The sequence below is a fragment of the Acinetobacter gyllenbergii genome (assembly GCF_001682515.1).
Taxonomy (GTDB): domain Bacteria; phylum Pseudomonadota; class Gammaproteobacteria; order Pseudomonadales; family Moraxellaceae; genus Acinetobacter; species Acinetobacter gyllenbergii.
The window spans coordinates 185,471-210,748 of record NZ_KV575262.1 but is presented as its reverse complement, the minus strand read 5'-3'; the positions used below and the strand labels follow the sequence as shown (position 1 = coordinate 210,748).

The following is a 25,278-nucleotide window of genomic DNA, read 5'->3' as shown; positions in this document are numbered from 1 at the left end:
TTTATGGGCAGATGAACAATTATTTTTCAATAATCGCCGTTACACCTTGACCACCAGCAGCACAGATCGAAACAAGAATACGACCTGAACCTTTTTCATTTAAGATTTTCGCAGCAGTCGCAATGATACGACCACCTGTTGCAGCGAATGGGTGACCTGCAGCTAAAGATGAACCTTTAATGTTCAGCTTGCTACGATCAATTGAACCTAAAGGTGCATCTAGGCCTAAACGCTCTTTACAGAATTTCTCGTCTTCCCATGCTTTCAAGGTAGAAAGAACTTGTGATGCAAATGCTTCATGGATTTCATAGTAGTCGAAATCTTGAAGTTTAAGACCAGCACGCTCAAGCATACGTGGAACTGCATAAGCAGGTGCCATCAATAAGCCTTCTTTCTTACCAACAAAATCAACCGCAGCAGTTTCAGAGAAAGTCAGGTAAGCAAGGACTTCATGACCATTTGCTTTCGCCCATTCTTCAGACGCTAAAAGTACACATGACGCACCATCAGTCAATGGGGTCGAGTTACCCGCTGTCATGGTTGCAGCTTCGCCTTTACCAAATGCAGGTTTTAATTTTGCTAATTTCTCAGCTGTAGAGTCAGCACGTAAGTTGTTGTCACGGCTTAAACCCAAGAATGGCGTGATTAAGTCATCGAAGAAACCTTCTTCGTATGCTTTTGCCATTTTTTGGTGAGAAGAAGCAGCAAGAATATCTTGCTCTTCACGTGGAATACCCCATTCAAGCGCAGTGATTGCTTGATGGTCACCCATTGATAAACCTGTACGTGGTTCACCATTCTTAGGTGCATCCATAAGATCTTTTACATTGATTTTCGCTAACGCTTTTAAACGGTCTTTACCTGTTTTAGCAATGTTAAGTTCAAGTAGAGCTTTACGTAAGCCATCACCGAAAGCGATTGGTGCGTCAGAAGTCGTGTCAACACCACCAGCAACACCCACTTCGATTTGACCTAAAGCGATTTTGTTTGCAACGAGGAATGCTGCTTGTAAACCAGTGCCACATGCTTGTTGAATGTCATATGCAGGTGTTTCTGGTGCAAGTTGCGTATTTAAAACACATTCACGTGTCATGTTGAAATCACGGCTGTGCTTTAATACTGCACCCGCAACCACTTCACCTAGGCGTTGACCTTGTAGGTTGAAGCGCTCAACCAAACCGTTTAACGCAGCTGTAAACATGTCGATGTTAGAAGCTGTGAAATAAGCGCCGTTAGAGCGAGCGAAAGGAATACGGTTACCGCCGATAATGGCAACACGGCGCACAGTGTTTTGGCTCATGGTTTTATCCTGTTGAACAGAAGGTTTGGTTGTTTTAGCTGTAGCTGCTTTGGTCGTTGTAGACGCAGCAGCACTTTTTGTCGTACTCGCACTACGTGTTGTAGAGCGAGCACGCGTTGTTTTTGGTGTCGTCGTTGCCGCTTTCGGAGTTGTGCTTGCAGTTTTACGTGAAGTTGAAGCTGCTTTTGATGTATTTGACACAGTCTCTTGAGCGGAAGTCTCGACTGCTGGATTTTCTTGAGTTGTTTTGCTCATAAGGCTTTTCCAAGCATAATTGCGATATTCTTGCTACAAACATACCATATTTCCGATAGTGCTGTATTGACTAGAATGACGCTTGAGACCACATTCAGGTCAAGACATCTAGACATGAACTCAAGTATGATTTGCTATGAGTCAATCAGACATTGATTTCATGCCATATCCCAACATGATTCATGTGTTTGTAACAAATTCATTTGTATGAGAGATAATAACCATGACTGATCAGTACCAAGCATTTACACAATCACCTTTAGGTAAGTTTGTCGTAAAAAACCTAGGTTTACCATCACCAGTAGCACTAGATCGTTTTGAAAGTGCTCAACCAGTTGTAAATGGTGCAGTATTGCTTGGCGCAGCACCATCTAGTACGATTTCTGCTGCGATTGCTCAAGTTTTGAGTAATATTCATGCAGATAGCTATGTCGGTAATAATGTTGAATTACAACAAACGGCTGCAAAGGTCGGTTTAAATCTTCGTCCTCTTAATGCCGATGACAAAGAATCTAAATTTAAAGCGGTTGTATTTGATGCATCTGGTATTCAAGATTCAGAACAATTAAAAGCGTTATACGACTTCTTCAATCCAATCGCGCGTCAAATCTCAAGTTCAGGCCGTGTGATCGTGATTGGTACCACACCTGAAACTGCCAAAACAGTCAAACAAGCGATTGCACAACGTGCGCTTGAAGGCTTTATCAAGTCGGTTGGTAAAGAATTCAAAAAAGGGATTACTGCTCAAGTGGTTTATGTGGACCAAGGTGCAGAAGCAAACCTTGAATCAACTTTACGGTTCTTGATTTCACCGCGCTCTGCGTATGTCTCTGGTCAAGTGGTTCGTGTGTCTAAAGCAGATGTGGTTGATTTAGATTGGGCGAAGCCACTTGCGGGTAAAACAGCATTAGTGACTGGTGCGAGTCGTGGTATTGGTGAAGCGATTGCACATGTATTGGCGCGTGATGGTGCACATGTCATTTGCTTAGATGTTCCACAACAACAAGCTGATTTAGAGCGTGTTGCTGGTTCAATTGGTGGTTCAGTATTGGCAATCGACATCACTGCTGCCGATGCAGGTGAGAAAATCAAAACTGCTGCTGCAAAACAAGGCGGTTTAGACGTGATCGTGCATAATGCAGGGATTACCCGTGACAAAACTTTGGCAAATATGAAGCCAGAGCTTTGGGATCTCGTGATCAACATTAACTTATCTGCAATCGAGCGTGTTAACGATTACTTACTTTCTCATGATGGTTTAAATGCAAATGGTCGTATCGTTTGTGTATCATCAATCAGTGGTATCGCAGGTAACCTTGGTCAAACCAACTATGCTGTGTCAAAAGCAGGTGTCATTGGTTTGGTTAAATTTACTGCGCCGACATTGAAGAATGGGATTACCATCAATGCGGTTGCACCAGGTTTTATCGAAACACAAATGACTGCCGCGATTCCATTCGCGATTCGTGAAGCGGGTCGTCGTATGAACTCGATGAACCAAGGTGGTTTACCAGTAGATGTGGCTGAAGCAATTGCTTGGTATGCATCAACGGGTTCAACTGGTGTGACAGGTAACGTTGTTCGTGTCTGCGGTCAAAGCTTGTTAGGTGCGTAAGCATTAGGGTTTTGAAGAGGGGTGCTTGTGCATCCCTTTTTTATAAAAAATATTGAAAGGTTTATTATGAATACACGTCATTTTAGTCAGTTGCCAAAACCTTATTTAGCTTATCCAAAAGTCATTCAAGGTCTGATTTTTAAAAAGCCAAAGGGCGAAAAGGTATTGCCACAGGTTGAATATGTGGTGGATACACTTAAAATTGATGCCAAGCATTTAGAAAGCTATAACGAGATTTGTGGTTTTAAAAATGATGGTTTCGTGCCAGCAATCTATTTGGCAGTTTTGTCGCAAAGTCTGCAAATGCACATGATGACCAGTGAAGCATTTCCTTTCCCGATCTTGGGCTTGGTGCATATTCGTAACCAAATCAAGCAAACTCGAAAAATTGCTGTGAATGAGCAAATCACTTTATCGTGCAAGTTTGGCGAGCTAAAACCACATGACAAAGGTTTGCAGTTTGATTTCATCACGACTGCAAAAGTCGGTGGTGAAGTGGTGATGGAAAGTTTAACCACTTATTTATCACGCCAAAAAACAGAGAAAAAAGCGACTGAAAAAGCCAAAGAAGTGAAAGAACCTGCTTACCAGCCCCAAGCAGAATGGAATATTTCTGAAAATACAGGCCGTCGTTATGCCGTGATTTCGGGTGACTTTAACTTGATTCATATCCATGCTGTGACTGCAAAAGCGTTTGGCTTTAAACAGGCGATTGCACATGGAATGTGGAGTAAAGCTAAAGCTTTGGCAAGTATTGAGTTGCCAGCGGCTTATGAGGCCGATGTTTGGTTCAAGTTACCGATGTTCCTACCTTCTACAGTAGAGTTTTTAACTGCAGCTGAGCCAAAACAGACCGACTTCTTGATTCGTAATGTGAAATCGAAAAAGCCACATGTTGCGGGTACAGTAAAAGCCCTTTAATACCATCATCTAGTGCAAATGATCCCTGTTGTACACAACAGGGAGATTATAAAAAACATAAATATCATAAGGAATTGAGCTGTGATTAAAGAAATACTATTTGCCGATACGCAACATTATCATGGCAGTGTTGATGAACGCTTTATTGATTTAGCAAGCCAATTTAGTCGCTTGCAAGATGCGCGTAGCCAGCAAGGTGGTGCGGCATTGGTGGTGTATTTCCAAGGTCAAAAAGTGGTTGATATTTTCACAGGTAAGAAATCTCAACAAGAAGATTGGCAATCCGATACTTTAGCGATGTGCTACTCAACCGGAAAAGGTATTCTGGCAACACTTGCCCATATATTGGTCAGTGAAGGTGTGCTGGATTATGAACAGCCGATTGCCTATTACTGGCCTGAGTTTGCTCAGAATGGCAAAGCCAATATTACGCTACGTCATGTCCTGTCTCATCAAAGTGGTCTATTTGATATTCGCAATAGCATTGAAACTGCAACAGAAATGCTGGACTGGTCACATATGTTGGAGGTTATGGCAGCAGCGACACCACGTTTTGCAGCAGGACAAAGTTTTGCTTATCAGCCTTTGACCTATGGTTGGATTTTGGGTGGTGTGATCGAGAAAGCAGCTAAACAACCCTTAAGTTGGTTGATGCAACGTTATCTGGTGCAACCGCTTGAGCTGGATGGTGCGTATTTTGGTACACCAGCTTCAGAATTGGGTCGAGTGGCTCGTTTATTGGAAAAACCAAAAGCACCATCAACAAGTGCGCCACAAAGCAAGAAAAACAATGCCCCACGTAAAGCATCTTTATCAGAAAGATTATTAGAGCTTTCAGGTCAAAACCCACAAGATTTTCAGGATGCCATGATCCCTAAAGGCATGCGCAATTTTAGTTTCTACAGTGATGAAGGATTGCAAGCTGTCATTCCTGCGGCCAATGGCGTATTTACTGCGGATAGTTTGGCAAAAGTCTATGCCATGCTGGCCAATCAAGGACAATGGCAAGGGCAGCAACTGATTCGTCCAGAGGTATTTAAGCAACTTAGTACCGTACAAAGTAAAGCGCGTGATCGCGTAATGCCGATTCCAATGCATTGGCGTTTGGGATATCACCGCATTCTCACCATGGGCAAACGTGCGCCACATGGCTTTGGACATGTGGGCTTTAATGGTTCAGGTGCATGGTGTGATTTTGATCGTGAACTGAGTTTTGCTTATACGCATAACTTTAACGTAACCTCGGCAACAGGGGATTATCGTCTGTGGGGCTTGAGTCAAGAAACCATACGCTGTGCAGATGAACGATTAACAGGTCGCAAAGGCTGGTTCTAATTCGCCTGATTTTGATAAGGCGGAATATGGTAAATCACTGCTTTATATTTCCGTTCAGTTTTGTATGCTGCAACAGTCCCACCTAAAAATTCAGCCAGTTTACGACTCGGTTGATTTTCGATTGCAACAGGATATAAGAAATATTGCGCGGAGAGATGCAAAGAAGCCCATTTGAATACTTCAAACAAGGCTTCTTTAGCAAAGCCTTGCTGATGGTAATCTTCTCGAATCCATAATCCTAATTCGGGTGTTGGGTTATCTAAATGATGTACGCCAATTAAGCCAATAAAGACCTGATCTTGTTTATTCCGTAACACAAAATGGCGATCTGTATGGTTGGTTTCGGCGATCAGCCATGTTTGCCCAATCTGTTCGAGTTCGGCAAAGCTCTGCGCAGGTTCCCATGCCATATAACGGGTTAAAGTTGTTGTTACACAAGGATAGATGTCAATCAGATCATCCATTTCAAATCGGTATAAATCGAGTCTTGATGTGTGTAGTGTTGGTTGCATCATTTATTACTCATTTTACTTTTTAAATAGTTCGGCTTGAATAATGGCTTCGGTATGACGCTTAAAATCAGTCTCATTCAACCCCAGCAAACCTAATTTATAAATACCTTCTAGACCACAAACAAATGCGATGAGCCGCCATGCAATGTCATGGCTATTCGTATCAAATTGAAACTCGCCGTGTGCTTGGCCTTCATCAATCATACGGACAATGGAGTGGTGCCAATCTTGCATGGCGATATTATAAGCCAGTTTGATTTCTTGATCTTGGTCGATTAAAACTTCTGCTTCGTTCCAAAGGCGTAAATAGGGTTGGATTTGTTCAATATTCTCACATCCAAGAAATAATGAGAGACGTTGTAGGTAATTGGCAGTCTGGACCTGATTTTCAATTTCGTCCAATTGCTGCATCAGTTTAATAAAAGCTTCAGCTTTGAGATGTGAGCTAGAGGCAAAGTGATGATGTACTTGCCCTGTTGAGGTTTGGGCTTCAGTGGCGATACGGCGAACCGTCATCGCAGAAAAACCTTCGTTTAAGGCAACCTGCATGGCGGCTTGCAAAATCATTTCACGGCGTTGTTCACGGTTCAAATAAGCCATTCTTTCTCTAGCACCTATCAGCATATACAAATCAGAAACAAACTCACTTAAACCCAAAAGTTGGACGAGTGTTCAATTTTGGTTATAATAACGCCAATTTGAACGGTTGTCCAATTTAGAGGCATTTATGTCACGCAAGTGGTTAATTCTTGCAATTGTTGTATTGATCTATATTCCTGTCGCGATTGATGCAACCATTTTACACGTGGCGACACCTACTTTAAGCGAGTCGCTTTCTTCTTCAGCCAATGAGTTACTATGGATTATTGATATTTATTCACTGGTCATGGCAGGGCTGATTTTACCGATGGGTGCCTTAGGGGATCGTATTGGTTATAAGCGTCTGATGATCATTGGTGCGGTGTTATTTGGTCTGGCCTCATTGGCAGCTGCATTTTCACCAACGGCATTGGCATTGATTGCTTCGCGTGCTTTATTGGCGGTAGGCGGAGCAATGATTCTGCCCGCAACCTTATCGGCAGTACGTAATACCTTTCTGGATGAAAAACAACGTAACTTTGCTTTAGGGATCTGGGCAACAGTCGGTGGCGGTGGTGCAGCTTTTGGTCCATTACTCGGTGGCTTTTTGCTTGAGCATTTCCACTGGGGCTCAGTCTTCCTGATTAATGTACCTATCATGATCACCGTGGTGGTATTGGCTGCATTTTTGATTCCAAAACAAACAGGTCAGCCAAAACAGAATCTCAATTTGTTACAAGCATTGGTCTTGGTGATCGCCATCCTGAGTATGATCTATGCAGTGAAATCGGTGATGCATGGCTTTACTGTGTGGTCGATTTTAATTTTTGCCGTTGGTTTTAGTTTGTTGGTTGGCTTTATTCGTCAGCAGTTAACATCAAAATCACCAATGATTGATATTCAATTGTTCAAACACCCCGTTATTGCGACTGGTGTGGTCATGGCAATTGTATCAATGATGGCTTTGGTAGGATTTGAGCTGTTGGTTTCGCAAGAGCTGCAATTTGTGTATCAGCTTTCGCCATTGGCTGCTGGGGCATTTATTTTACCGTTCATGATTGCGATTAGTTTAGGTGGTCCAATTGCCAGTCTGTTGGTGAACCGTTTTGGTCTACGTTCTGTGGCTTCACTGGGTATGCTGATGAGTGCGATCAGTCTGTGGGGCTTGGCCAATACCGACTTTATGCAAGCACAAATCCACGCATGGGCATGGATGGTGTTATTAGGTTTGAGTGTGGAAATTGCCTTACTTTCTTCAACTTCAGCAATTATGTCCTCTGTTCCACCAAGTAAAGCGACAGCTGCGGGTGCGATTGAAGGGATGGCATACGAGTTAGGTGCAGGTTTGGGCATTGCATTTTTTGGTCTGATGCTCTCATGGTTCTATGCCAACTCGATTGTGATTCCAAGTGATGTACCGAATAACATGCTGCAACAGGCGAGTAGTTCAATTGGAGAGGCGATTCAAGCGGCGAAACAATTACAGCCAACGCTTGCTGAACATTTGATTCAAGCAGCGAAACAGGCTTTTAGCCAATCGCATCGTTCCGTATTGAATGTGGCTGCATTATTGTTCTTGATTCTGTCGATTTTTATTTGGTTTGCTTTACCAAAAAGAGTCACCGTGGTTGAGGAATAATGATTGACCCTGATCTAAATTAAGTTTAGGTCAGGGTGTTTGTTAAGGCGCACTTATTCCAAACTGACGTAAGATCTTACACAGTTGAATCATGGGTAAGCCCATCAAGGTGGTTTGATCATCACCAGCCATTTTTTCAAATAAGCTAATCCCCAAGCTTTCACATTTAAAGCTGCCCGCACAATGCAAGGGTTGATCAATTGCAATATAACGCTCAATCTCAGCCAGTGTCAGTTGACGGAATTTGACTTGGTAATGTTCGACCAATGTGGTTTCAAAGCCAGATTGCAAATGTTGAACACTGAGTGCTGTACTGAAAAACACGGTTTGACTCGAATTTTCCTGTAATTGCTGAATGGCATTTTCAAGGCTTAAAGGTTTACCAATAAAGTCATAGGGGGCATGTTCGCGCCAGGCCACTTGATCTGAACCAATCACAATCGCATCAGGATGTTGTTGCGCAATGACACGGGCTTTTTCATAGGCCAGTCGCTTGGCTAAATCATCGGCATGTACTTCACCATCTGCTGACTCATCAATATCAGGTGAAATACAGCGATAATCGAGCCTTAAACGATCCATCAGATCTTTACGGGTTTGACTGCTTGAAGCCAAAATTAGTTCAGGTTGGTACATTAGACCGCGTATTCCACAAGAATATTCAAAGGAACATAATGTAGAACGGCATTGTGGCAAGCATTCAATTTAATCGGTGGCGCTTGTCCTGCCTGATAAGCCTCAACCCAACGGGTCACACAGATACACCAGAAATCACCTGGTTTAAGCCCTGGAAAGCCCACTTCAGGTAAGGGGGTGATCAGGTCATTGCCGACTTTTTGTGAGAAATTTAAAAACTCAGAAGTCATTTGCGCGCACATGGTGTGCTGACCAAGATCGGAGACCGCCGTGTGACAAAAACCATTACGAAAATACCCTGTAATTGGGTCATAACAACAGCTGGCTAAAGGTTCGCCAAGGACGTTTAAACGATTAATTTTAGGATCTGGATGAATAGACATAATAATATAAAAATTTAGTGATCCCGATTATCATAATCAAATCTGAAGCTTTCGGCAGCTTTTCTGCAAAAAAACTCACCTTTATTTCAGAGAATCATTTAAAATTACGCCGTTTTTAAAATCAACTAGAGAGCCATCCATGAATTTTCAGCGCATGACTGATCTTGATTTAGCAGGTAAACGTGTCCTTATTCGTGAAGACTTAAACGTTCCTGTAAAAAATGGGGAAATTACCAGTGATGCACGTTTACGTGCAGCATTGCCTACAATTAAAGCGGCTTTAGAAAAAGGCGCGGCAGTGATGGTATTTTCTCATTTGGGTCGTCCTGTAGAAGGTGAGCCAAAGCCAGAACAATCACTTGCACCAGTCGCTGCTTATTTAAGTAAAGCATTAGGTCAAGATGTAAAATTATTCACAGATTATTTAGAGGGCGTTGAAGTTGCTGCGGGTCAAGTGGTTTTACTTGAAAACGTTCGTTTCAACCATGGTGAAAAGAAAAATAACCAAGAACTTGCAAAAAAATATGCAGCTTTATGTGATGTATTCGTGATGGATGCATTTGGTACGGCGCATCGTGCAGAAGCTTCAACTGAAGGCGCAGCACGTTTTGCACCAATTGCAGCAGCAGGTCCTTTATTGGCTGCTGAGCTAGATGCACTTGGTCGTGCAATGCAAACCCCAGAAAAACCAATGGTTGCGATTGTTGCAGGTTCTAAAGTATCAACTAAACTTGACGTCTTAAATTCATTGTCTAGCATCTGTGATCAACTCATTGTTGGTGGTGGTATTGCCAATACTTTCCTTGCAGCAGCAGGTTATAACGTTGGTAAATCACTCTATGAAGCTGATTTGGTCGAAACGGCAAAACAAATTGCTGCAAAAGTAAGTGTTCCATTGCCAACGGATGTTGTGGTTGCTGATGCAAGCCAAATCAACTTTGAAGACTTCTTGGGCTCATTGGCAAACGCTCAAGCTGTGGTGAAAAACGTTGCTGATGTAACTGATACCGATATGATCTTGGATGTTGGTCCTGAAACTGCCAAAGCATTTGCAGAGATCTTAAAAACGTCAAAAACCATTCTTTGGAATGGCCCAGTGGGTGTATTTGAGGTAGATCAATTCGGTGAAGGGACTAAAACACTTTCATTGGCAATTGCTGAATCTGCTGGTTTCTCAATTGCGGGTGGTGGTGATACGCTTGCTGCGATTGATAAATATCAAGTTGCTGATCAAATTGGTTATATCTCAACAGGTGGTGGTGCATTCTTGGAGTTCGTAGAAGGCAAAACTTTACCTGCTGTTGCAGTTCTTCTTGAGCGTGCATAATCAAGTTTCAATGAATTGATTAGTCAAAAGATATTTCAAAAAGAGTCGATGTTTATCGGCTCTTTTTACTTTTGTACAACGTTGTCGTCATCAAAATGTCATATATCTGAAATATACTTGTCATAAGTTAACCAAGTAACTGTGGAAAGCCGTGATGAAATTTAAATTAACCCTTGCCGCTCTTATTATTGCTCCAATTATGCTGACTGCATGTGCAAAGAAAGAAGAAGTGAAAAATGCTGAACAGCAAGATCAAGCAGCTTCTGCTGTAACAACACAAACGACTCCAGAGCAACAAGCTGCAATTGATGCGATTGATAAACCGAATTTAGATGAAAACAATACTGATGTTGCAGAGCAAGGTGCAGCATCTGAAGTTGCTGCGAGCGAAGCGCACTAAGTGACAAAGCACAAAAAAGCCGATGTATCTACATCGGCTTTTTTGTGTTTACGCGTTGGCTTTACAGTAGAAAGTCAAGGTCGTTTGATAATCATCATCTTTTGCTAAAGAGGCATTTTTACCAGTAATCGTACCAATGACGCCTGCTGCTGCCTCAACCATTTTACCTGTTTGTTCATCGACAACACCTTTTAATACCCCTTGGTATGCAGTTTTTTCATCTACAACTACAGGGGAAGTGTTACGGGTACAGGTTTTCTGAGCAGCAGTAACTGCATTATTTTTCGCAATTAAGCTGGTTTTACCAATACCAGTCACTTCATATTGATTATTTTCTTTCTGGATCGCCAATGTGTTAGTTGGTGTTGATGCACACGCTGTTAAACCAAGGGTTAAACCACCCAGTAAACTCATGATGAAAGTTTTTTTCATGTTTTTCTCAAGTTGCTGTTTAATTGTATTATTTGAACACAGAAATTCTGAGCGCTTTTGCAGGTTCTGTACAGTTTATGCAGGGACTCTGTTAATTTTTTCAAATGAATGATGGATTTAGCATCAATAGTATTTTCAATTTAGCTACCAAAATCTATAAATACACTTGATACAAGCACGAAGAAAGCATAGTGGAAATCATTCAGATTATGCTAATCTAGCGCCATCCTTGTGTTAGTTAGATTCATTTCAATGACGGACTCAAATATAGAGACAATTCATCAAAATATTCATCAACGTCAATCTATTGGACAACTTATTGAGCCAGCGCCAAATACAGAACAACTCGAAAAAGCAGTGCAGGCAGCACTGACTGCGCCTGATCATCATCGTTTGAAACCAACCCGTTTCGTGATTATTACACCTGAACAGCGTGCGGCTTTTGGTGAGCATTTAGCTAAAGCTTTGGCTGACTTGGGTGAAGTTGATCCAGCGCAGCTTGATCGAGTTAAACAGCATCCTTTCCGTGCACCATTATTGGTTTTAGCTTTAACAACGATTCAAGATCATCCTAAGGTTCCGCATTTTGAACAGATCTTAAGTACGGGTGCGGCAATTCAAAACTTCTTGCTGTCTTTACAAGCACAAGGTTTTGCAACAATGTGGCGTTCTGGTGCTGTGGTTGAATCGAATTGGCTAAAACAGCAGTTAGGTTTGAAACAACAGGATTTAATTTCAGGGATTATTTATATTGGTACGGCAGCTAAAGCGATTGCACCAAGAGCAGAAATAAGTAGCCAAGATTTTGTAAAAGAATGGCAAGCGAGCTAAGCTTTTTCAGCGATTTATTAAAGAAAGAAATTCGTTTCAGGATAAAAAATGTCAGAGTTAAATTTTAGCGATTTGGTCGAGCCAGTTGCCGTAGATCAGAAAACAGCATTAAGAATTACCGTCTTAGGTGGTGGTAGTTTTGGTACGGCCATGGCAAATTTAGCGACCAGAAATGGCTGCGATACCATGATTTGGATTCGTGATGCTGCTGTTGCCGAAGAAATTAATCAAACGCATATCAATAAACGTTATTTACCTGATTATTCATTGGAACAGGGGTTACGTGCGGTTGCCGATTTAGAGCTTGCTGTGCGTGATCGTGATATTATTCTGGTTGCGATTCCAAGTCATTCATTTCGTGATGTATTAAAACAAATTGCACCGTTTATTAGCTCACAAGCAGTCGTTTCATTGACTAAAGGGATTGAAGCAAAAACCTTTAGTTTTATGAGCGATATCATTCGCACTGAATTGCCAGAAGTACCTTATGGGGTACTATCAGGTCCAAACCTTGCCAAAGAAATCATGGCAGGCATGCCATCTGGGACGGTGATTGCCAGTGAGTCGGAGTTAGTCCGTTATGCCGTTCAACATGCGCTACACAGTGCATTATTCCGCGTATTTGGTAGTGATGATGTACATGGTGTTGAATTGGGTGGTGCATTAAAAAATATTTATGCAGTTGCCATGGGTATGGGTGGTGCGTATAAGATTGGTGAAAATACCAAGAGCATGATTTTGACCCGTGCTTTGGCAGAAATGAGCCGTTTTGCGGTGAAGCAGGGGGCTAATCCTTTGACTTTCCTCGGTCTGTCTGGTGTCGGTGATTTATTTGCCACCTGTAACAGCCCATTAAGCCGTAATTACCAAATTGGTTTTGCGTTAGGCTCTGGGAAAACCCTAGATCAAGCGACCAAAGAGCTTGGTCAGACGGCAGAAGGGATTAATACCATTGTTCAGGTGCGAACCAAAGCCGAAGAACTGGATGTGTATATGCCGATTACCAATGCATTGTATGATGTGATTTTTGAAGGTGCACCGCCAATGACCATTGCATTGTCTTTGATGAAAAATGGGCATCGCAGTGATGTGGAATTTGTTTTACCGCATCAAGAAGTCTAATCAAAAAACTGTCATCAATCTTGGTTATGATATAGGAATAAAAAATAAGGTCGTTTTATGCAGTTAACTTTAGTTCGTCACGGTGAAGCATCTCCAGCTATTAATGGAAATGATATGCAGCGTCCATTAACAGTGCGTGGACATCAACAAGCTGAGCAAACAGGACACTTCTTAAAGGATGTGATTCAACCTGAAATCTTTGTGGTGAGTCCTCTATTACGTGCTCAGGAAACTTTGGCTCACATCAAAGCACATTTTCACGGTATTCCTGTGCTAATTTGCGATAAGATTAAACCCGATGATGATGCCAAAGATGCAATCGAATGGTTGTCAAAATTACCCTATGAGTCAATTGCAGTGGTTTGTCATATGAATGTTGTGGCGCATATTGCAGAACAATTGACTCATGAAAATTTTAATCCATTTGCATTGGCCGAAGCGCGTATTTATGATCAAGCGGTGATTGCGAATGGCTTATCGACGCAAAAGAATCGTTTTACACCAACATTATAATTTTATCTATCCTCAATAGGATAAGGGTACTGAACACCGATGCTGTATATATGGATGCCCGAAACCAATGGAACATGGTATTGGTCGGCAGGGGAAAATTGGTTGCAGGCACAAAGTCTTGAACAGTTGATTCAGGACTTGCAAGAGCATCATGGAAAAGAGGCTGTGGTTTATTTTCCAAGCCGAAATGCACAATTATTACAACAACCTATGACCAAAGTGCATTACAAACAATTGGGACAGGAAGGTGTTAAATACCTCTTGGAAGAGTTTGTGACCTTGCCAATTGATCAAATGAAAGTGGTTCATCATTTTCAAAATGATCAGCTTAACATCTTGGGTGTCGCACAATATTCGATTGAAACATGGCAACATGCACTCAGTCTTTTGCCGATCCAGATAACAGCATTCTTACCTGACTTTTTGATTGCACCTGAGCCAGAGCAGGATCAAGTAGTACTGCTCAATCTCTATGATCATTTATTGGTGAGAGAAAATGTCTGGTCAGGAAACTCGGTGGATGACCTCGCCTTATATCTTGAGTTTCAAACTGCAGAAACACAGTTTAAATTTGCGAATTTAAATGTAGGGCAGTTAGAAAGTTTGGCGACGGCATCGAGCAAAGATCAGCGTACTGAGTTCAGTTATCAATTCGCGCCGTTATTAAGACCGAAACAGCATCCTTTTAATGTTTTACCCAAAGCAAAAAATGCAGAAACGCAATGGTCAGGTTATTGGAAGGCTGCTGCAGCCATATTATTGGCCGTGATTATCGTACAACTAGGGTATGACGCTCTACGTTGGTCAAAGCTGAAAAAAGTGGCTGATCAAACTGCAAATCAAGCGATTGAGCAATATAAAGCTTGGTTCGGTGAAAATATACGAGTGACTGAGCAAAACCTGAAAAGCTCGTTTGAAGCGCAACTGCGGATGAGTCAGTTAGGTGATACACAAGCACTTTCATTATTAAGCCGTGTCGGTCCAATCTTGATGCAAAAACAAATTGTTGCGCAACAAGTGAGTTATGATGCCTCGACTTTAGCAATGTCACTTAAAGCAAAATCTGCAGACGATTTACAAGGATTAACGCAACAATTAAACCAACAGGGTTTCCAAGCCGAGCTCGGTAATGTGCAGGCGGATAGTGTTGGGGCAATCGGGGTGGTGAAAGTAAAATAATGAAAGCATTAACTCGATTACAAAACAGCTTCGATCAGAAAGTTGAAGCATTAAATGAATATCTACAAAGTTTATCTGTTCGAGAACGGGTAATGGTAATTTTTACCACAATTTTTGTGATTGTTGCTGTCATTGGCTTTTCTTTGTGGCAAATGCATGCCTTGGCAGATAAGCAACAGAAGCGTTTAAACGATTTAAAAGATATTACCGTGTGGATGCAGAGTAATGCGGCGACCATGAAACCTGCTGGCGATTCAGGTTTAACTGTAGCGGATAAAATTCAACGTACTGCACAACAACAAGGTTTGGCTGTGTCTTCGCAACAAAATGGAGAACAAATCCAGCTGGTGGCTGAACATCAAAACTATGCGGTATTGGCTAACTTTTTGATGCAACTGTCACAAGCAGGCATCAGTATTCAAAAAATGGATATGGTGTCTAATAATAATCAGATTAAATTAACGGCAACAGTACAATAGTATTTATCTGTGTTTTGGCTATGCGCTAAATTTTTAGTTGATCATTTTAGATGTCTGATATTAATGTTTGAGTTGGGGCGATTGATTTTATCAAATTGACGCCCTTTTTTATTTTAATTGTTGAATTATTAATTGAATTGTTTTGTTTTTAATTATTTTTTTATTTTTATTTTTCTTAATTGTTTTTCGTTAAAACAAACCTAGTGAATAAGCAATATTAATTGCTTTTGAGCGACTGTCTACAGAAAGTTTTCCATAAATATTACGCAAGTGAGATTCAATGGTGTAACGTGATAATCTAAGTGAGTTTGCAATATCTTGATTATTTAAGCCTTGTGTTACAAGTTCTAAAATTTCTAACTCTCTAGCAGAAAGAGTTTCCGTCATATTTGATCTTGTAGGTGAGGGTTTAATTTCTGTTGATAAAATCATTTGAATTAAAAAGGGATCGATTGGTAGTCCCCCTTTTAAAATTTGTTTAATCGACATTAGCACTTCGAAATCATCACGCTCTTTAAGCAGGTAACCTGTTGCACCAGCTTGTATTGCCTTTAAAACGGCCTCTTTCGTGTTCAATGCTGAGATAACTAAAATTGGAATAGTGGTGTTCTTTTGTCTTAATTTTTTTATTAATTTCGTTCCATCTCCATCGGATAAACTTAAATTGACTAATGCAAAAGAGATATTTTGATTTTGTGCAATTAATAAGGAGTGATGGAGGCTTTCTGAAAAAATCAAATCATTATTTTTATAATTAAGCTCTGTTAATATGTTTTTTAATCGTTCTTTAATTATTTTATCGTCTTCAGCAATTAATACCGGTGCAGACGGTATAAAACTGGAAGCGTGTGTCTCTAAGGAGTTTTCTATTGCCCTTGCTTGTGAGATCATAATATTTTCATTTTTTAAAAATAATTATGATTATAAGCGTGAAATATTTATTTTCTATCATTATTGTTAAATAATTTTAAGTGTTTAGATTATTTAAATAGTTTTTAAAAAATATCTCTATAATTTTAGAATCAGGCCTAATTAATATTAAGCCTGTTTTGAATATGACCGTCATATGCTTATTAGCAAATTTTAGCGACTGTTGCACTCTAAAGCGGCTGATCATTTACATAGAGCATAATTTTGAGACCAGTTGGAACGCCCCATGTGGTACAAGCATCACCACAGACACATTAACTGGCACTTACGGGAGTACTAAGTAATAGCGATACTTACACAAACATTTCCAAAGATAGGAAAGTCAAAGCATACATCTCCATGGCGATAAGAAGTATGGATACATGCGCTGGGGCCTAATGCCGCTACATTTGTACTACGCAGTTGGTTTTGTACTGACTCAATCGTATTCGTTGATTTAATAGCAGATCATTGTTATTTATCGCTACCTTCACCATTAAAGCCAACTTTTGTATAGTCTGGTACTACTTGTAGGGCACATTGACATCCGCTCAAGATTTTTACTTCCTTTAATATTTATAAAAGTGATCGCTCATACTTAGATGGTTTTTCCAAAATTCGCCCCATTTTTTGTGGTTTCTGGTGTCCACAACAAATCCTAATGCGACCAGATGAGATCGCATTAAGATTGAAATCGATGTGTTTAAATTGTTTTATTGGCGAGAAGGGTAGATACCTTCTAAACTGATGATGTAGTACAAAGCCAAATAAGGATTGGTAATATCAACAGGTTGGTTAGCCCCTGTGAATGATGTGGTTTGTTGTGGTAGGGAGACTTGAGCTGTTCCAGCGACTGTCTTCATATTCACCAATGAGTTTGTACTTTGAGTAAAAGTGTCATATACACTCCCTGTACTTGAATCATTGGCATTTGCCCAAACAGCATTGCTTGGATCACTGCTGCTTCCACCGAGTCCGCTTGCTTGTGGTGTTAAGGATACTGTCGAATTAATATTTTGAGCTGCAATAAGGTGATTATGTGCAGGCAAATTATTGAGGGTTAGAGTCGTGGTTTGACTACCAGCTGTTTGGCCAATTTGAAAATTACTATTTACTCCAAGTGCGAAACGACCACCTAGGTTTGGTAGGGCGAAATTGCTCACCCCATTCCCCCCATAAGTCGTACCTAATAAGCTAAATAGCGCTTGATTTTGAGCAATTGGTAATAGTTGTCCATTACATGCAGCCCATCCTCTTGGGACGAAGTTGTATGGAACGAGTATAATTTCACCAAGATATGGGTCGGCGCTCATATTTTTCCCCTTTTAGTTTTTAAGACATGTTGTTGATGTTTTTGTAGTTTTAATTTAATGGCATTCTTCTAGGGTGAATATCCCCAAAACATCGTATTTTATTTGAATGCACTTATATTTTCGGTTGATTGATTTTCTGTAGCTGTAGATCGTTTCTATGCTTAGATTTAATCGTAGTGAAATGTCTGTACTACAAAGATCTTGAGCTAAGAGCTGAGCAATAGTGTGTTCTCTTGGTGAGAGGGTAGTTAGAAATTCAGAATAGTAGGGGGAAAACTGAATTAAACTGGCGCGATGGTGGATATTAAGCTTTTGATAAATATTTTCTTGATGCGTGGTAACGGTTCGTTCACTGATATGAATTTTTTTCGCTATTTCTTTAATACGATAGCCATGTACCAACATTTAAAAAAATCTGGCATTCGCGTTTGCTTAATTGACTTATAGTTTCCATTTTGAATCCTTTTTATCTATCGTTGTTAAAAAAAGTTGCTCCGTAGCGTTGAGTTATTAAAGATAAATTAAGATGTTTTGACATCATTGAAATTTGTTATTTAGACGATTTTTTTGAAGTTTTTTTAATTTTTCTACCAAATTTCAATGATTCATTTGTGCGAAAAATGTTCTCTAATTTATGTGGTTATATTCACAAAATGAAGGGAATAATATGAATACTATCTTTAAAAAAATTTGGAGTAGATCTCTAGGGTGTGTGGTTGTTGTTTCTGAAAATGCAACCAGTGAACATAAAACAAGTCGAATAGGTCATGTAAGAAAAGATTCTCAAACTTTCAAAAATGATAAACCTCAAGAAACATTGCGCTTAAAACCAATTGTTATTGCTCTAGGGGTTTGCATATCAACGTTAATAACTCAGCAGGTTTTTGCGGAACAAGTGATCACATGTGGCGCAAAAGGTGCAAATACTAATCCAGGGATTGCTGCTACAACGCACGGAAATTCTATTGTGAGTCAGCAATATTGGGGAGCCATCAATTGTTATAACAATTCACCAATTTCTGACGACAAAATAGTAAATGATGATTTTGATGTCACAGTCAATGCCGATACGCTAAAAGTTGGAGCAGGAGGTATTACTTCTAAAGGTTCTTTAAGTGGATCGGCGGGTAACGGAACGATTTCTTTTAATAATAATAAAATTACAAATTTAACAAATGGAACGTCTGCAAATGATGCGGTTAACTTCGGGCAATTAAATTCGCTAGCAAGTGTTTTTGGAGGAGGCGCTGGTTTTAATAATGGCGTTTTTTCAGGACCAACATATACGATTCAAGGGTCTAATTATAGCAATATTGGGAGTGCTTTTACTGCAGTCAATACGAAGTTGACTAGTTTACAAAGTCAGATTGATGCAATACCGACTGGGGCTGGTGCAGATGGTAAAAGTGCTTATGAATTAGCAGTCGCTGGTGGATATGTCGGTACCCAAAGCCAATGGCTAACCTCACTTAAAGGCGATAAGGGAGATAAAGGTGACAAGGGTGATAAAGGAGATGTCGGAGCTCAAGGTGCACAGGGTGTAAAAGGTGATACTGGTGCTACAGGAGCACAAGGTGTCCAAGGAGACAAAGGTGACAAAGGAGATGTCGGAGCTCAAGGTGTACAGGGTGTAAAAGGCGATACTGGTGCTACAGGGGCGCAGGGTGTAAAAGGTGATACTGGTGCAACAGGAGCACAAGGTGATAAAGGTGATAAAGGTGACAAAGGGGATGTCGGAGTTCAAGGTGCACAGGGTGTAAAAGGCGATACTGGTGCTACAGGGGCGCAAGGTGTCCAAGGAGATAAAGGCGATAAGGGCGATAAAGGAGATATCGGTGCGACAGGTGCTCAAGGTGCACAGGGTGTAAAAGGTGATACTGGTGCGACAGGAGCACAAGGTGTCCAAGGAGATAAAGGCGATAAGGGGGATAAAGGAGATATCGGAGCGACAGGTGCGCAGGGTGTAAAAGGTGATACTGGTGCTACAGGGGCGCAAGGTGTCCAAGGAGACAAAGGCGATAAGGGTGATAAAGGGGATATCGGAGCGACAGGGGCTCAAGGTGCACAGGGTGTAAAAGGTGATACTGGTGCGACGGGAGCACAAGGTGTTCAAGGCGATAAGGGTGATAAAGGAGATATCGGAGCGACAGGGGCTCAAGGTGCACAGGGTGTAAAAGGTGATACTGGTGCTACAGGGGCGCAAGGTGTCCAAGGAGACAAAGGCGATAAGGGTGATAAAGGAGATATCGGAGCGACAGGTGCTCAAGGCGCACAGGGTGTAAAAGGTGATACTGGTGCGACAGGAGCACAAGGTGTCCAAGGAGATAAAGGCGATAAGGGCGATAAAGGAGATATCGGAGCGACAGGTGCTCAAGGCGCACAGGGTGTAAAAGGCGATACTGGTGCTACAGGGGCGCAGGGTGTAAAAGGTGATACTGGTGCGACAGGAGACAAAGGCGATAAGGGTGATAAAGGAGATATCGGAGCGACAGGTGCTCAAGGCGCACAGGGTGTAAAAGGTGATACTGGTGCAACAGGAGCACAAGGTGTTCAAGGTGATAAAGGTGACAAAGGAGATGTCGGAGCTCAAGGTGCACAGGGTGTAAAAGGCGATACTGGTGCGACAGGAGCGAAGGGTGCTCAAGGAGATAAGGGTGATAAAGGGGATATCGGAGCGACAGGTGCTCAAGGTGCACAGGGTGTAAAAGGTGATACTGGTGCGACAGGAGATAAAGGCGATAAGGGTGATAAAGGAGATATCGGAGCGACAGGTGCTCAAGGTGCACAGGGTGTAAAAGGTGATACTGGTGCGACAGGAGCACAAGGTGTCCAAGGAGATAAAGGCGATAAAGGAGATATCGGAGCGACAGGTGCTCAAGGCGCACAGGGCGTAAAAGGCGATACTGGTGCAACAGGAGCACAAGGTGTCCAAGGAGATAAAGGCGATAAGGGCGATAAAGGAGATATCGGAGCGACAGGGGCTCAAGGAGCGCAGGGTATAAAAGGTGATACTGGTGCAACTGGTAAGAGTACTTTTGACATCGCTGTCGATAATGGCTTTAAAGGGACAGAACAAGAATGGTTAGCATCGCAAGGTGGAAAAACCCCATTCCTTGACGCTCAAGCAAATAGTGCAACCTCAGGTGCGAAAGCAACAGGCAATGGCGCAATTGCGCTTGGTGATGGTGCCAATGCTGATGGTGCAGATAGCACTGTGATTGGGGCTGGTGCTTCAGCCAAAGGGGAGGCAAATACGGTTATTGGTAAAGGCAATAAAGTCGAAGGTAATCGCTCAGGCGCTTTTGGTGATCCAAATGTAGTTCAGGCTGATGGTAGTTATGCGATTGGAAATGATAATACCATTACGGGAGATAATAGTTTTGTTGTTGGTAATAACGTCAATACTTCAGCAAAAAATGCTGTGGTTTTAGGCAATGATTCAGCTTCATCTCGAGATAATACTGTTTCAGTTGGAGCCGCGACTAAGGAACGCCAAATCATTCATGTCGCAGCAGGAACTGAAGATACTGATGCTGTAAATCTAAAACAAATGAAAGAAGCGGACGTTAAGACCTTAGCTGAAGCGAAAGCTCATGCTGACGCCGGAGATAAAGCTACATTAAATAGCGCAAAATCCTATACAGATGAACGTGAAGTCATTGTGCGTAAAGATTATATTACAGCAGATGCCAAAGTCCTTAATGATGCAAAAAACCATGCAGATGAGGGGGATAAAGCCACCTTGAGCAGTGCTAAAACCTATAGCAATGAACGTGAAGCTGTGATGCGCCAAGAGTACAAAACAGCAGATGCGAAAGTATTATCCGATGCAAAAGCATATACCGATACTAAAGTCACTGATCTCGAAAATAATTTTAGAGATGTTTCGAAGCGTGTCGATCAAACCAGTCAAGACCTAAGAAGAAATCGTGAGATTGCTGCACAGGGTATCGCAGGTATTAGTGCGATGACCAACATTCCAATGCCTGCAGATCAAGGTGCCTCATCAGTTGGTGTCGGTATGGGGTATTATGATAGTCAGTCTGCAATTGCAGTGGGGGCGAGTCATTATTTTGATAATGGTGTCGCAATCAAAGGTGCTTTTTCAAGTGGCTTTAATAATGGCAATACCGCTGCCGTTGGGGCAGGTGTTTCCTATTCTTGGAAATAATAGAGCTTTAACTGAGTGGTTGGGTAAAAGTAGGTGTCTTAAATGCACCTACTTTTTGTTAATGGGTATACGCATTTCGACTTTCAAAAGTAATGAATAAAGTAGACATATAGTCATCATAAATTCATAAAATTGCTTAAACGTGAAGCATTAGAGCAAGCTCTCTACAAAATAACCCTATGTCAGGCATGGCGTTTTGATACGCCTATGCCTATAATATGCCTACTTGAAAAATTAGTAGACTGTGATTGGTATGTTATATTCATTGGCTCGCCCTTTGTTGTTTACTTTAGCGCCAGAGCGTGCACATGAACTCACACTTTCTATGCTAGATAAAGCCCATAAACTTGGCTTTATGCATCAGAAAGTTGCTGCAAAACCTGTGACTTGCATGGGAATTGAATTTCCAAATCCTGTTGGTCTTGCTGCTGGTCTAGATAAAAATGGTGCACATATTGATGCTTTGGCGGCACTCGGTTTTGGTTTTATCGAGATTGGAACCATTACACCACGCCCACAGGCAGGCAATCCTCAACCTCGTTTATTCCGTATTCCTCAAGCTAAGGCTATTATTAACCGTATGGGTTTTAATAATGATGGTGTGGATAAACTGATTGAAAATGTAAAAGCGTCGAAATTTAAAGGTGTTTTGGGCATCAATATTGGCAAAAATGCGGATACACCTGTTGAAGATGCGGTATCTGACTATCTGATCTGTCTAGAAAAAGTTTATAATTACGCTTCTTATATTACGGTTAATATTTCATCTCCAAACACTAAAAATCTTCGCAGTTTGCAAAGCGGCGATGCGCTGACTGAATTGTTGCAAACTTTAAAAGATCGTCAGCTTGAACTGGCAGATCAATATAACCATTATGTTCCATTGGTGCTTAAAGTTGCACCTGATTTAAGCTCCGAAGATATTCACTTTATTGCAGCACAATTATTGCAATTCAAGATTGATGGTTTGATTGTGACCAATACCACTTTAGGTCGTGATGGTGTGGAAAACTTGCCAAATGGAAATGAGGCAGGTGGCTTGTCTGGTGCGCCAGTATTTGAAAAGAGTACTGAATGCTTACGCCAATTTGCTGAAGTATTGGCAGGTCAAATTCCATTGATCGGTGTTGGTGGTATTTTAATGGGTGAGCAGGCGGTTGCAAAACAGCAAGCTGGTGCAAGCTTGGTACAAGTGTATAGTGGCCTCATTTATACTGGCCCAACATTAGTCAAAGACTGTGTTGATGCGATGACTGTGTGAAATGAACACACTTGATATCATCATTCTGATCATCTTGCTCATTGGAGGGCTGAACGGTTTGCGTCAAGGATTTATAAAAGCCTTTGCGAACTTGATCGGATGGATATTCGCATTGATCATTGGGGCAAAATACGCTGTGGTGTTGGCACCTGCAATGAGCAGTCTCAGCCAAGACCCTGTGGTGCAAAAAATTGCAGCCTTTGCCTTTATTGTGCTGATCATTGTGGTGTGTACATGGATTGTGTCTGCATTACTGAATGGGCTCTTGAAAAGTTTGAAATTGGGCCCATTAAATCGTTTAGCAGGTGGTGCATTTGGTTCCCTCAAAGGGCTTCTTATTGTGCTGATCGCCATGCAGGGTTTAGGTCCTTGGGTCGAGAGCTCACCGCATTGGAAACAGTCTAAATTCGTACAAATTTTATTACCTTACGCACCTTTGGCGACAGAGTTATCCAAAGATGCGGCAAATCAAGCTTTAAATCAAATGACATCAGAAGGTGCGTTATTACATCGCCCTTCGCAAGAAATGGACGAATCGGAACGTGCTTCTGTGAATGAGCGTTCCGATCATTCGACGAAAAATCCTTTTTATTAATCGCTAGCTTGTCGCGAGGTTGCTATGTGTGGAGTTGTTGGGATAGCCGGTAAATCACCAGTGAACCAAATGTTATTTGATGCCTTAACGATGCTGCAACATCGAGGACAAGATGCTGCAGGGATCGTAACCTGCCATCAAGGGCGTTTATTCCTCCGCAAAGATAACGGTATGGTACGCGATGTATTCCATACTCGTCATATGCGTGCATTGCTTGGAAACTATGGGATTGGGCATGTTCGCTACCCAACTGCAGGTTCATCAAGCAGTGCTGAAGCGCAACCCTTCTATGTAAACTCACCCTATGGTATTACCCTTGCTCACAATGGTAATTTGACCAATGCTGCTGAAATTCATGATGACCTGTTCAAAACGGATTTACGTCACATGAACACCGATTCTGATTCTGAAGTGTTACTCAATGTGTTTGCACATGAGTTACAGAAGATCGGTACTTTGAACCCAACACCTGAAGATATTTTCCACACAGTATCTCGTGTGCACGAGCGTTGCAAAGGTGCTTATGGTGTCGTCGCGATGATCACAGGCCATGGTCTGGTTGGTTTCCGTGATCCAAACGGGATTCGTCCTTTGGTTTACGGTTCGCGTGAAACCGAGCAGGGTGTTGAATATATTATTGCCTCTGAATCAGTAGCAATTACTGCGCTTGGTTTTAAGGTTGAACGTGATATCGCACCAGGTGAGGCAGTTTTCATTGATGCCAATGGTCAATTATTCACAAAGCAATGTGCTGCAAATCCTGAATATCGTCCATGTATTTTTGAATATGTGTACTTTGCACGTCCAGATGCAACCATTGATGGCATTTCAGTATACAAAGCCCGTTTAAAAATGGGTGAGAAATTGGCGCACAAAATTCTAAAAGAATGGGGTGAGCAACATGATATTGATGTGGTGATTCCAATTCCTGATACCAGTCGTACTTCTGCTTTAGAATTGGCGAACATTCTAGGGGTGAAATTCCGTGAAGGTTTTATGAAAAACCGTTACATCGGACGTACCTTTATTATGCCTGGTCAGCAACAACGTAAAAAATCAGTACGTCAAAAGCTAAACCCTGTTGAGCTTGAGTTTAAAGACAAGAATGTACTGTTGGTCGATGACTCGATTGTTCGTGGTACTACTTGTAATGAAATCATTCAAATGGCCCGTGATTCAGGTGCGAAGAAGGTATTCTTTGCTTCTGCTGCGCCGATGGTGAAATATCCAAACGTCTATGGTATTGATATGCCAGCCAAGGCAGAATTGATTGCATCAGGGCGTACAGTCGAAGAAATTCGTGAAAATATTGGTGCAGATCGTTTAATTTTCCAAGATTTGGAAGATTTAAAAAATGCAGTTCGTACCAGCAAGGTGCCTGATCTTACTGAATTTGATTGTTCTGTATTTGATGGTGTCTATGTTGCCGGTGGCATCGACAAAGAATATCTCGATGCACTTGAGCAAAAGCGAAGTGATTCTGCGAAAAAGAAATCAGATGGCTATATTGATGTGAACATTGATGCAGCCTCAGTTGATCTCACTGGGATTAAAGAAGAGTAATCATCTTA

At 41.5% G+C, this 25,278-nt stretch carries 24 protein-coding genes and 1 pseudogene; 16 read left to right on the top strand and 9 right to left on the bottom strand.

What is annotated here, in order from left to right; translation table 11 throughout:
• Window positions 1-19: 19 nt before the first annotated feature.
• Window positions 20-1,555, bottom strand: coding sequence for an acetyl-CoA C-acetyltransferase (locus NG55_RS06985; RefSeq protein ID WP_065342821.1), 1,536 nt, complete (start codon window positions 1,553-1,555; stop codon window positions 20-22).
• Window positions 1,556-1,778: 223 nt separating this feature from the next.
• Between NG55_RS06985 and NG55_RS06980 the strand changes: the two genes are divergently transcribed.
• The 3 genes from NG55_RS06980 to NG55_RS06970 all read left to right on the top strand — a co-directional run bounded on the left by NG55_RS06980 (window position 1,779) and on the right by NG55_RS06970 (window position 5,426).
• Window positions 1,779-3,170: a 3-oxoacyl-ACP reductase gene (locus NG55_RS06980; RefSeq protein ID WP_004653005.1), complete on the top strand. Its 1,392-nt coding sequence runs from the start codon at window positions 1,779-1,781 to the stop codon at window positions 3,168-3,170.
• A gap of 66 nt (window positions 3,171-3,236) precedes the next feature.
• The gene (locus NG55_RS06975; protein WP_016541135.1) at window positions 3,237-4,091 is read left to right on the top strand and encodes a MaoC family dehydratase; all 855 of its coding nucleotides are present in this window, start codon (window positions 3,237-3,239) and stop codon (window positions 4,089-4,091) included.
• 81 nt (window positions 4,092-4,172) lie between these two features.
• Complete coding sequence (locus NG55_RS06970; protein ID WP_065342820.1) at window positions 4,173-5,426, top strand: serine hydrolase domain-containing protein; 1,254 nt, start codon at window positions 4,173-4,175, stop codon at window positions 5,424-5,426.
• Here NG55_RS06970 and NG55_RS06965 read toward each other — a convergent pair.
• Complete coding sequence (locus NG55_RS06965; protein ID WP_065342819.1) at window positions 5,423-5,941, bottom strand: GNAT family N-acetyltransferase; 519 nt, start codon at window positions 5,939-5,941, stop codon at window positions 5,423-5,425. The two genes, NG55_RS06970 and NG55_RS06965, sit on opposite strands and share 4 nt — an antisense overlap.
• Window positions 5,942-5,953: 12 nt before the next feature.
• Window positions 5,954-6,538, bottom strand: coding sequence for a TetR family transcriptional regulator (locus NG55_RS06960; RefSeq protein WP_016541138.1), 585 nt, complete (start codon window positions 6,536-6,538; stop codon window positions 5,954-5,956).
• 127 nt (window positions 6,539-6,665) lie between these two features.
• Here NG55_RS06960 and NG55_RS06955 point away from each other — a divergent pair, with 127 nt between their 5' ends.
• Window positions 6,666-8,156 carry an MFS transporter gene (locus NG55_RS06955; RefSeq protein WP_065342818.1) on the top strand — a complete coding sequence of 497 codons (1,491 nt, stop codon included), beginning with the start codon at window positions 6,666-6,668 and terminating at the stop codon, window positions 8,154-8,156.
• Window positions 8,157-8,198: 42 nt separating this feature from the next.
• Here NG55_RS06955 and NG55_RS06950 read toward each other — a convergent pair whose 3' ends face one another.
• Together NG55_RS06950 and NG55_RS06945 are read right to left on the bottom strand one after the other, a co-directional pair.
• Window positions 8,199-8,792 carry a Maf family protein gene (locus tag NG55_RS06950; RefSeq protein ID WP_065342817.1) on the bottom strand — a complete coding sequence of 198 codons (594 nt, stop codon included), beginning with the start codon at window positions 8,790-8,792 and terminating at the stop codon, window positions 8,199-8,201.
• Window positions 8,792-9,175, bottom strand: a complete 384-nt coding sequence (locus tag NG55_RS06945; RefSeq protein ID WP_016660352.1) for a DUF2237 family protein — start codon at window positions 9,173-9,175, stop codon at window positions 8,792-8,794. Before NG55_RS06945 ends, NG55_RS06950 begins: the two co-directional genes overlap by 1 nt.
• Before the next feature lie 139 nt (window positions 9,176-9,314).
• Between NG55_RS06945 and NG55_RS06940 the strand changes: the two genes are divergently transcribed.
• Both NG55_RS06940 and NG55_RS06935 read left to right on the top strand, forming a co-directional pair.
• Entirely contained in the window at window positions 9,315-10,502 is a 1,188-nt protein-coding gene (locus tag NG55_RS06940) for a phosphoglycerate kinase (protein ID WP_065342816.1), read from the top strand.
• A gap of 154 nt (window positions 10,503-10,656) precedes the next feature.
• Window positions 10,657-10,902: a hypothetical protein gene (locus tag NG55_RS06935; protein ID WP_016541143.1), complete on the top strand. Its 246-nt coding sequence runs from the start codon at window positions 10,657-10,659 to the stop codon at window positions 10,900-10,902.
• Between the two features lie 48 nt (window positions 10,903-10,950).
• Here NG55_RS06935 and NG55_RS06930 read toward each other — a convergent pair whose 3' ends face one another.
• Window positions 10,951-11,334 (bottom strand): hypothetical protein, encoded by a 384-nt coding sequence (locus NG55_RS06930; RefSeq protein ID WP_016541144.1) that lies wholly within the window; start codon window positions 11,332-11,334, stop codon window positions 10,951-10,953.
• Between the two features lie 252 nt (window positions 11,335-11,586).
• On the opposite strand from NG55_RS06930, the gene NG55_RS06925 reads away from it, so the two are divergent.
• Genes NG55_RS06925 through gspM form a run of 5 tightly spaced genes read left to right on the top strand, consistent with a single transcriptional unit; the run spans window position 11,587 to window position 15,458 of the window.
• Window positions 11,587-12,165 (top strand): nitroreductase family protein, encoded by a 579-nt coding sequence (locus NG55_RS06925; protein WP_016541145.1) that lies wholly within the window; start codon window positions 11,587-11,589, stop codon window positions 12,163-12,165.
• Between the two features lie 48 nt (window positions 12,166-12,213).
• The gene (locus tag NG55_RS06920) at window positions 12,214-13,287 is read left to right on the top strand and encodes an NAD(P)H-dependent glycerol-3-phosphate dehydrogenase (RefSeq protein ID WP_065342815.1); all 1,074 of its coding nucleotides are present in this window, start codon (window positions 12,214-12,216) and stop codon (window positions 13,285-13,287) included.
• Between the two features lie 57 nt (window positions 13,288-13,344).
• Window positions 13,345-13,800, top strand: a complete 456-nt coding sequence (gene sixA, locus NG55_RS06915) for a phosphohistidine phosphatase SixA (protein WP_065342814.1) — start codon at window positions 13,345-13,347, stop codon at window positions 13,798-13,800.
• A 39-nt stretch (window positions 13,801-13,839) separates the two neighbouring features.
• Window positions 13,840-14,979 (top strand): type II secretion system protein GspL, encoded by a 1,140-nt coding sequence (gene gspL / locus NG55_RS06910; RefSeq protein ID WP_065342813.1) that lies wholly within the window; start codon window positions 13,840-13,842, stop codon window positions 14,977-14,979.
• Entirely contained in the window at window positions 14,979-15,458 is a 480-nt protein-coding gene (gene gspM / locus NG55_RS06905) for a type II secretion system protein GspM (RefSeq protein ID WP_065342812.1), read from the top strand. The genes gspL and gspM overlap by 1 nt, the downstream gene beginning before the upstream one ends.
• 189 nt (window positions 15,459-15,647) lie before the next feature.
• Here the strand turns inward: gspM and NG55_RS06900 are convergent, their stop codons facing one another.
• The 3 genes from NG55_RS06900 to NG55_RS20540 form a co-directional block, all read right to left on the bottom strand.
• Window positions 15,648-16,349 (bottom strand): response regulator transcription factor, encoded by a 702-nt coding sequence (locus NG55_RS06900; RefSeq protein WP_065342811.1) that lies wholly within the window; start codon window positions 16,347-16,349, stop codon window positions 15,648-15,650.
• Window positions 16,350-17,080: 731 nt separating this feature from the next.
• Window positions 17,081-17,680 (bottom strand): phage tail protein, encoded by a 600-nt coding sequence (locus NG55_RS06895; RefSeq protein WP_016541151.1) that lies wholly within the window; start codon window positions 17,678-17,680, stop codon window positions 17,081-17,083.
• Window positions 17,681-17,734: 54 nt separating this feature from the next.
• The gene (locus NG55_RS20540; protein WP_081401620.1) at window positions 17,735-18,085 is read right to left on the bottom strand and encodes a LuxR C-terminal-related transcriptional regulator; all 351 of its coding nucleotides are present in this window, start codon (window positions 18,083-18,085) and stop codon (window positions 17,735-17,737) included.
• Window positions 18,086-18,314: 229 nt separating this feature from the next.
• Here NG55_RS20540 and NG55_RS21450 point away from each other — a divergent pair.
• From NG55_RS21450 to purF, 5 genes and pseudogenes are all read left to right on the top strand, one after another.
• Window positions 18,315-18,401, top strand: a pseudogene (locus tag NG55_RS21450) (ESPR-type extended signal peptide-containing protein); the annotation flags it as partial.
• A 246-nt stretch (window positions 18,402-18,647) separates the two neighbouring features.
• Window positions 18,648-21,851, top strand: coding sequence for a hypothetical protein (locus NG55_RS06890; RefSeq protein WP_228704163.1), 3,204 nt, complete (start codon window positions 18,648-18,650; stop codon window positions 21,849-21,851).
• A 253-nt stretch (window positions 21,852-22,104) separates the two neighbouring features.
• Window positions 22,105-23,112: a quinone-dependent dihydroorotate dehydrogenase gene (locus NG55_RS06885; RefSeq protein WP_016543165.1), complete on the top strand. Its 1,008-nt coding sequence runs from the start codon at window positions 22,105-22,107 to the stop codon at window positions 23,110-23,112.
• A 1-nt stretch (window position 23,113) separates the two neighbouring features.
• Complete coding sequence (locus NG55_RS06880) at window positions 23,114-23,707, top strand: CvpA family protein (protein WP_016543164.1); 594 nt, start codon at window positions 23,114-23,116, stop codon at window positions 23,705-23,707.
• 24 nt (window positions 23,708-23,731) lie between these two features.
• On the top strand, window positions 23,732-25,270 hold the full coding sequence (purF, locus tag NG55_RS06875) for an amidophosphoribosyltransferase (protein ID WP_023270002.1): 1,539 nt from the start codon (window positions 23,732-23,734) through the stop codon (window positions 25,268-25,270).
• Window positions 25,271-25,278 lie beyond the last annotated feature (8 nt).

Excerpts from the sequence above, each read along its gene's own strand:
- NG55_RS06985 (WP_065342821.1), bottom strand. The coding sequence starts at position 1,555 with ATGAGCAAAACAACTCAAGAAAATCCAGCAGTCGAGACTTCCGCTCAA.
- NG55_RS06980 (WP_004653005.1), top strand. The coding sequence starts at position 1,779 with ATGACTGATCAGTACCAAGCATTTACACAATCACCTTTAGGTAAGTTT.
- NG55_RS06975 (WP_016541135.1), top strand. The coding sequence starts at position 3,237 with ATGAATACACGTCATTTTAGTCAGTTGCCAAAACCTTATTTAGCTTAT.
- NG55_RS06965 (WP_065342819.1), bottom strand. The coding sequence starts at position 5,941 with ATGATGCAACCAACACTACACACATCAAGACTCGATTTATACCGATTT.
- NG55_RS06960 (WP_016541138.1), bottom strand. The coding sequence starts at position 6,538 with ATGGCTTATTTGAACCGTGAACAACGCCGTGAAATGATTTTGCAAGCC.
- NG55_RS06955 (WP_065342818.1), top strand. The coding sequence starts at position 6,666 with ATGTCACGCAAGTGGTTAATTCTTGCAATTGTTGTATTGATCTATATT.
- NG55_RS06950 (WP_065342817.1), bottom strand. The coding sequence starts at position 8,792 with ATGTACCAACCTGAACTAATTTTGGCTTCAAGCAGTCAAACCCGTAAA.
- NG55_RS06945 (WP_016660352.1), bottom strand. The coding sequence starts at position 9,175 with ATGTCTATTCATCCAGATCCTAAAATTAATCGTTTAAACGTCCTTGGC.
- NG55_RS06940 (WP_065342816.1), top strand. The coding sequence starts at position 9,315 with ATGAATTTTCAGCGCATGACTGATCTTGATTTAGCAGGTAAACGTGTC.
- NG55_RS06935 (WP_016541143.1), top strand. The coding sequence starts at position 10,657 with ATGAAATTTAAATTAACCCTTGCCGCTCTTATTATTGCTCCAATTATG.
- NG55_RS06930 (WP_016541144.1), bottom strand. The coding sequence starts at position 11,334 with ATGAAAAAAACTTTCATCATGAGTTTACTGGGTGGTTTAACCCTTGGT.
- NG55_RS06925 (WP_016541145.1), top strand. The coding sequence starts at position 11,587 with ATGACGGACTCAAATATAGAGACAATTCATCAAAATATTCATCAACGT.
- NG55_RS06920 (WP_065342815.1), top strand. The coding sequence starts at position 12,214 with ATGTCAGAGTTAAATTTTAGCGATTTGGTCGAGCCAGTTGCCGTAGAT.
- sixA (WP_065342814.1), top strand. The coding sequence starts at position 13,345 with ATGCAGTTAACTTTAGTTCGTCACGGTGAAGCATCTCCAGCTATTAAT.
- gspL (WP_065342813.1), top strand. The coding sequence starts at position 13,840 with ATGCTGTATATATGGATGCCCGAAACCAATGGAACATGGTATTGGTCG.
- gspM (WP_065342812.1), top strand. The coding sequence starts at position 14,979 with ATGAAAGCATTAACTCGATTACAAAACAGCTTCGATCAGAAAGTTGAA.
- NG55_RS06900 (WP_065342811.1), bottom strand. The coding sequence starts at position 16,349 with ATGATCTCACAAGCAAGGGCAATAGAAAACTCCTTAGAGACACACGCT.
- NG55_RS06895 (WP_016541151.1), bottom strand. The coding sequence starts at position 17,680 with ATGAGCGCCGACCCATATCTTGGTGAAATTATACTCGTTCCATACAAC.
- NG55_RS20540 (WP_081401620.1), bottom strand. The coding sequence starts at position 18,085 with ATGTTGGTACATGGCTATCGTATTAAAGAAATAGCGAAAAAAATTCAT.
- NG55_RS06885 (WP_016543165.1), top strand. The coding sequence starts at position 22,105 with ATGTTATATTCATTGGCTCGCCCTTTGTTGTTTACTTTAGCGCCAGAG.
- NG55_RS06880 (WP_016543164.1), top strand. The coding sequence starts at position 23,114 with ATGAACACACTTGATATCATCATTCTGATCATCTTGCTCATTGGAGGG.
- purF (WP_023270002.1), top strand. The coding sequence starts at position 23,732 with ATGTGTGGAGTTGTTGGGATAGCCGGTAAATCACCAGTGAACCAAATG.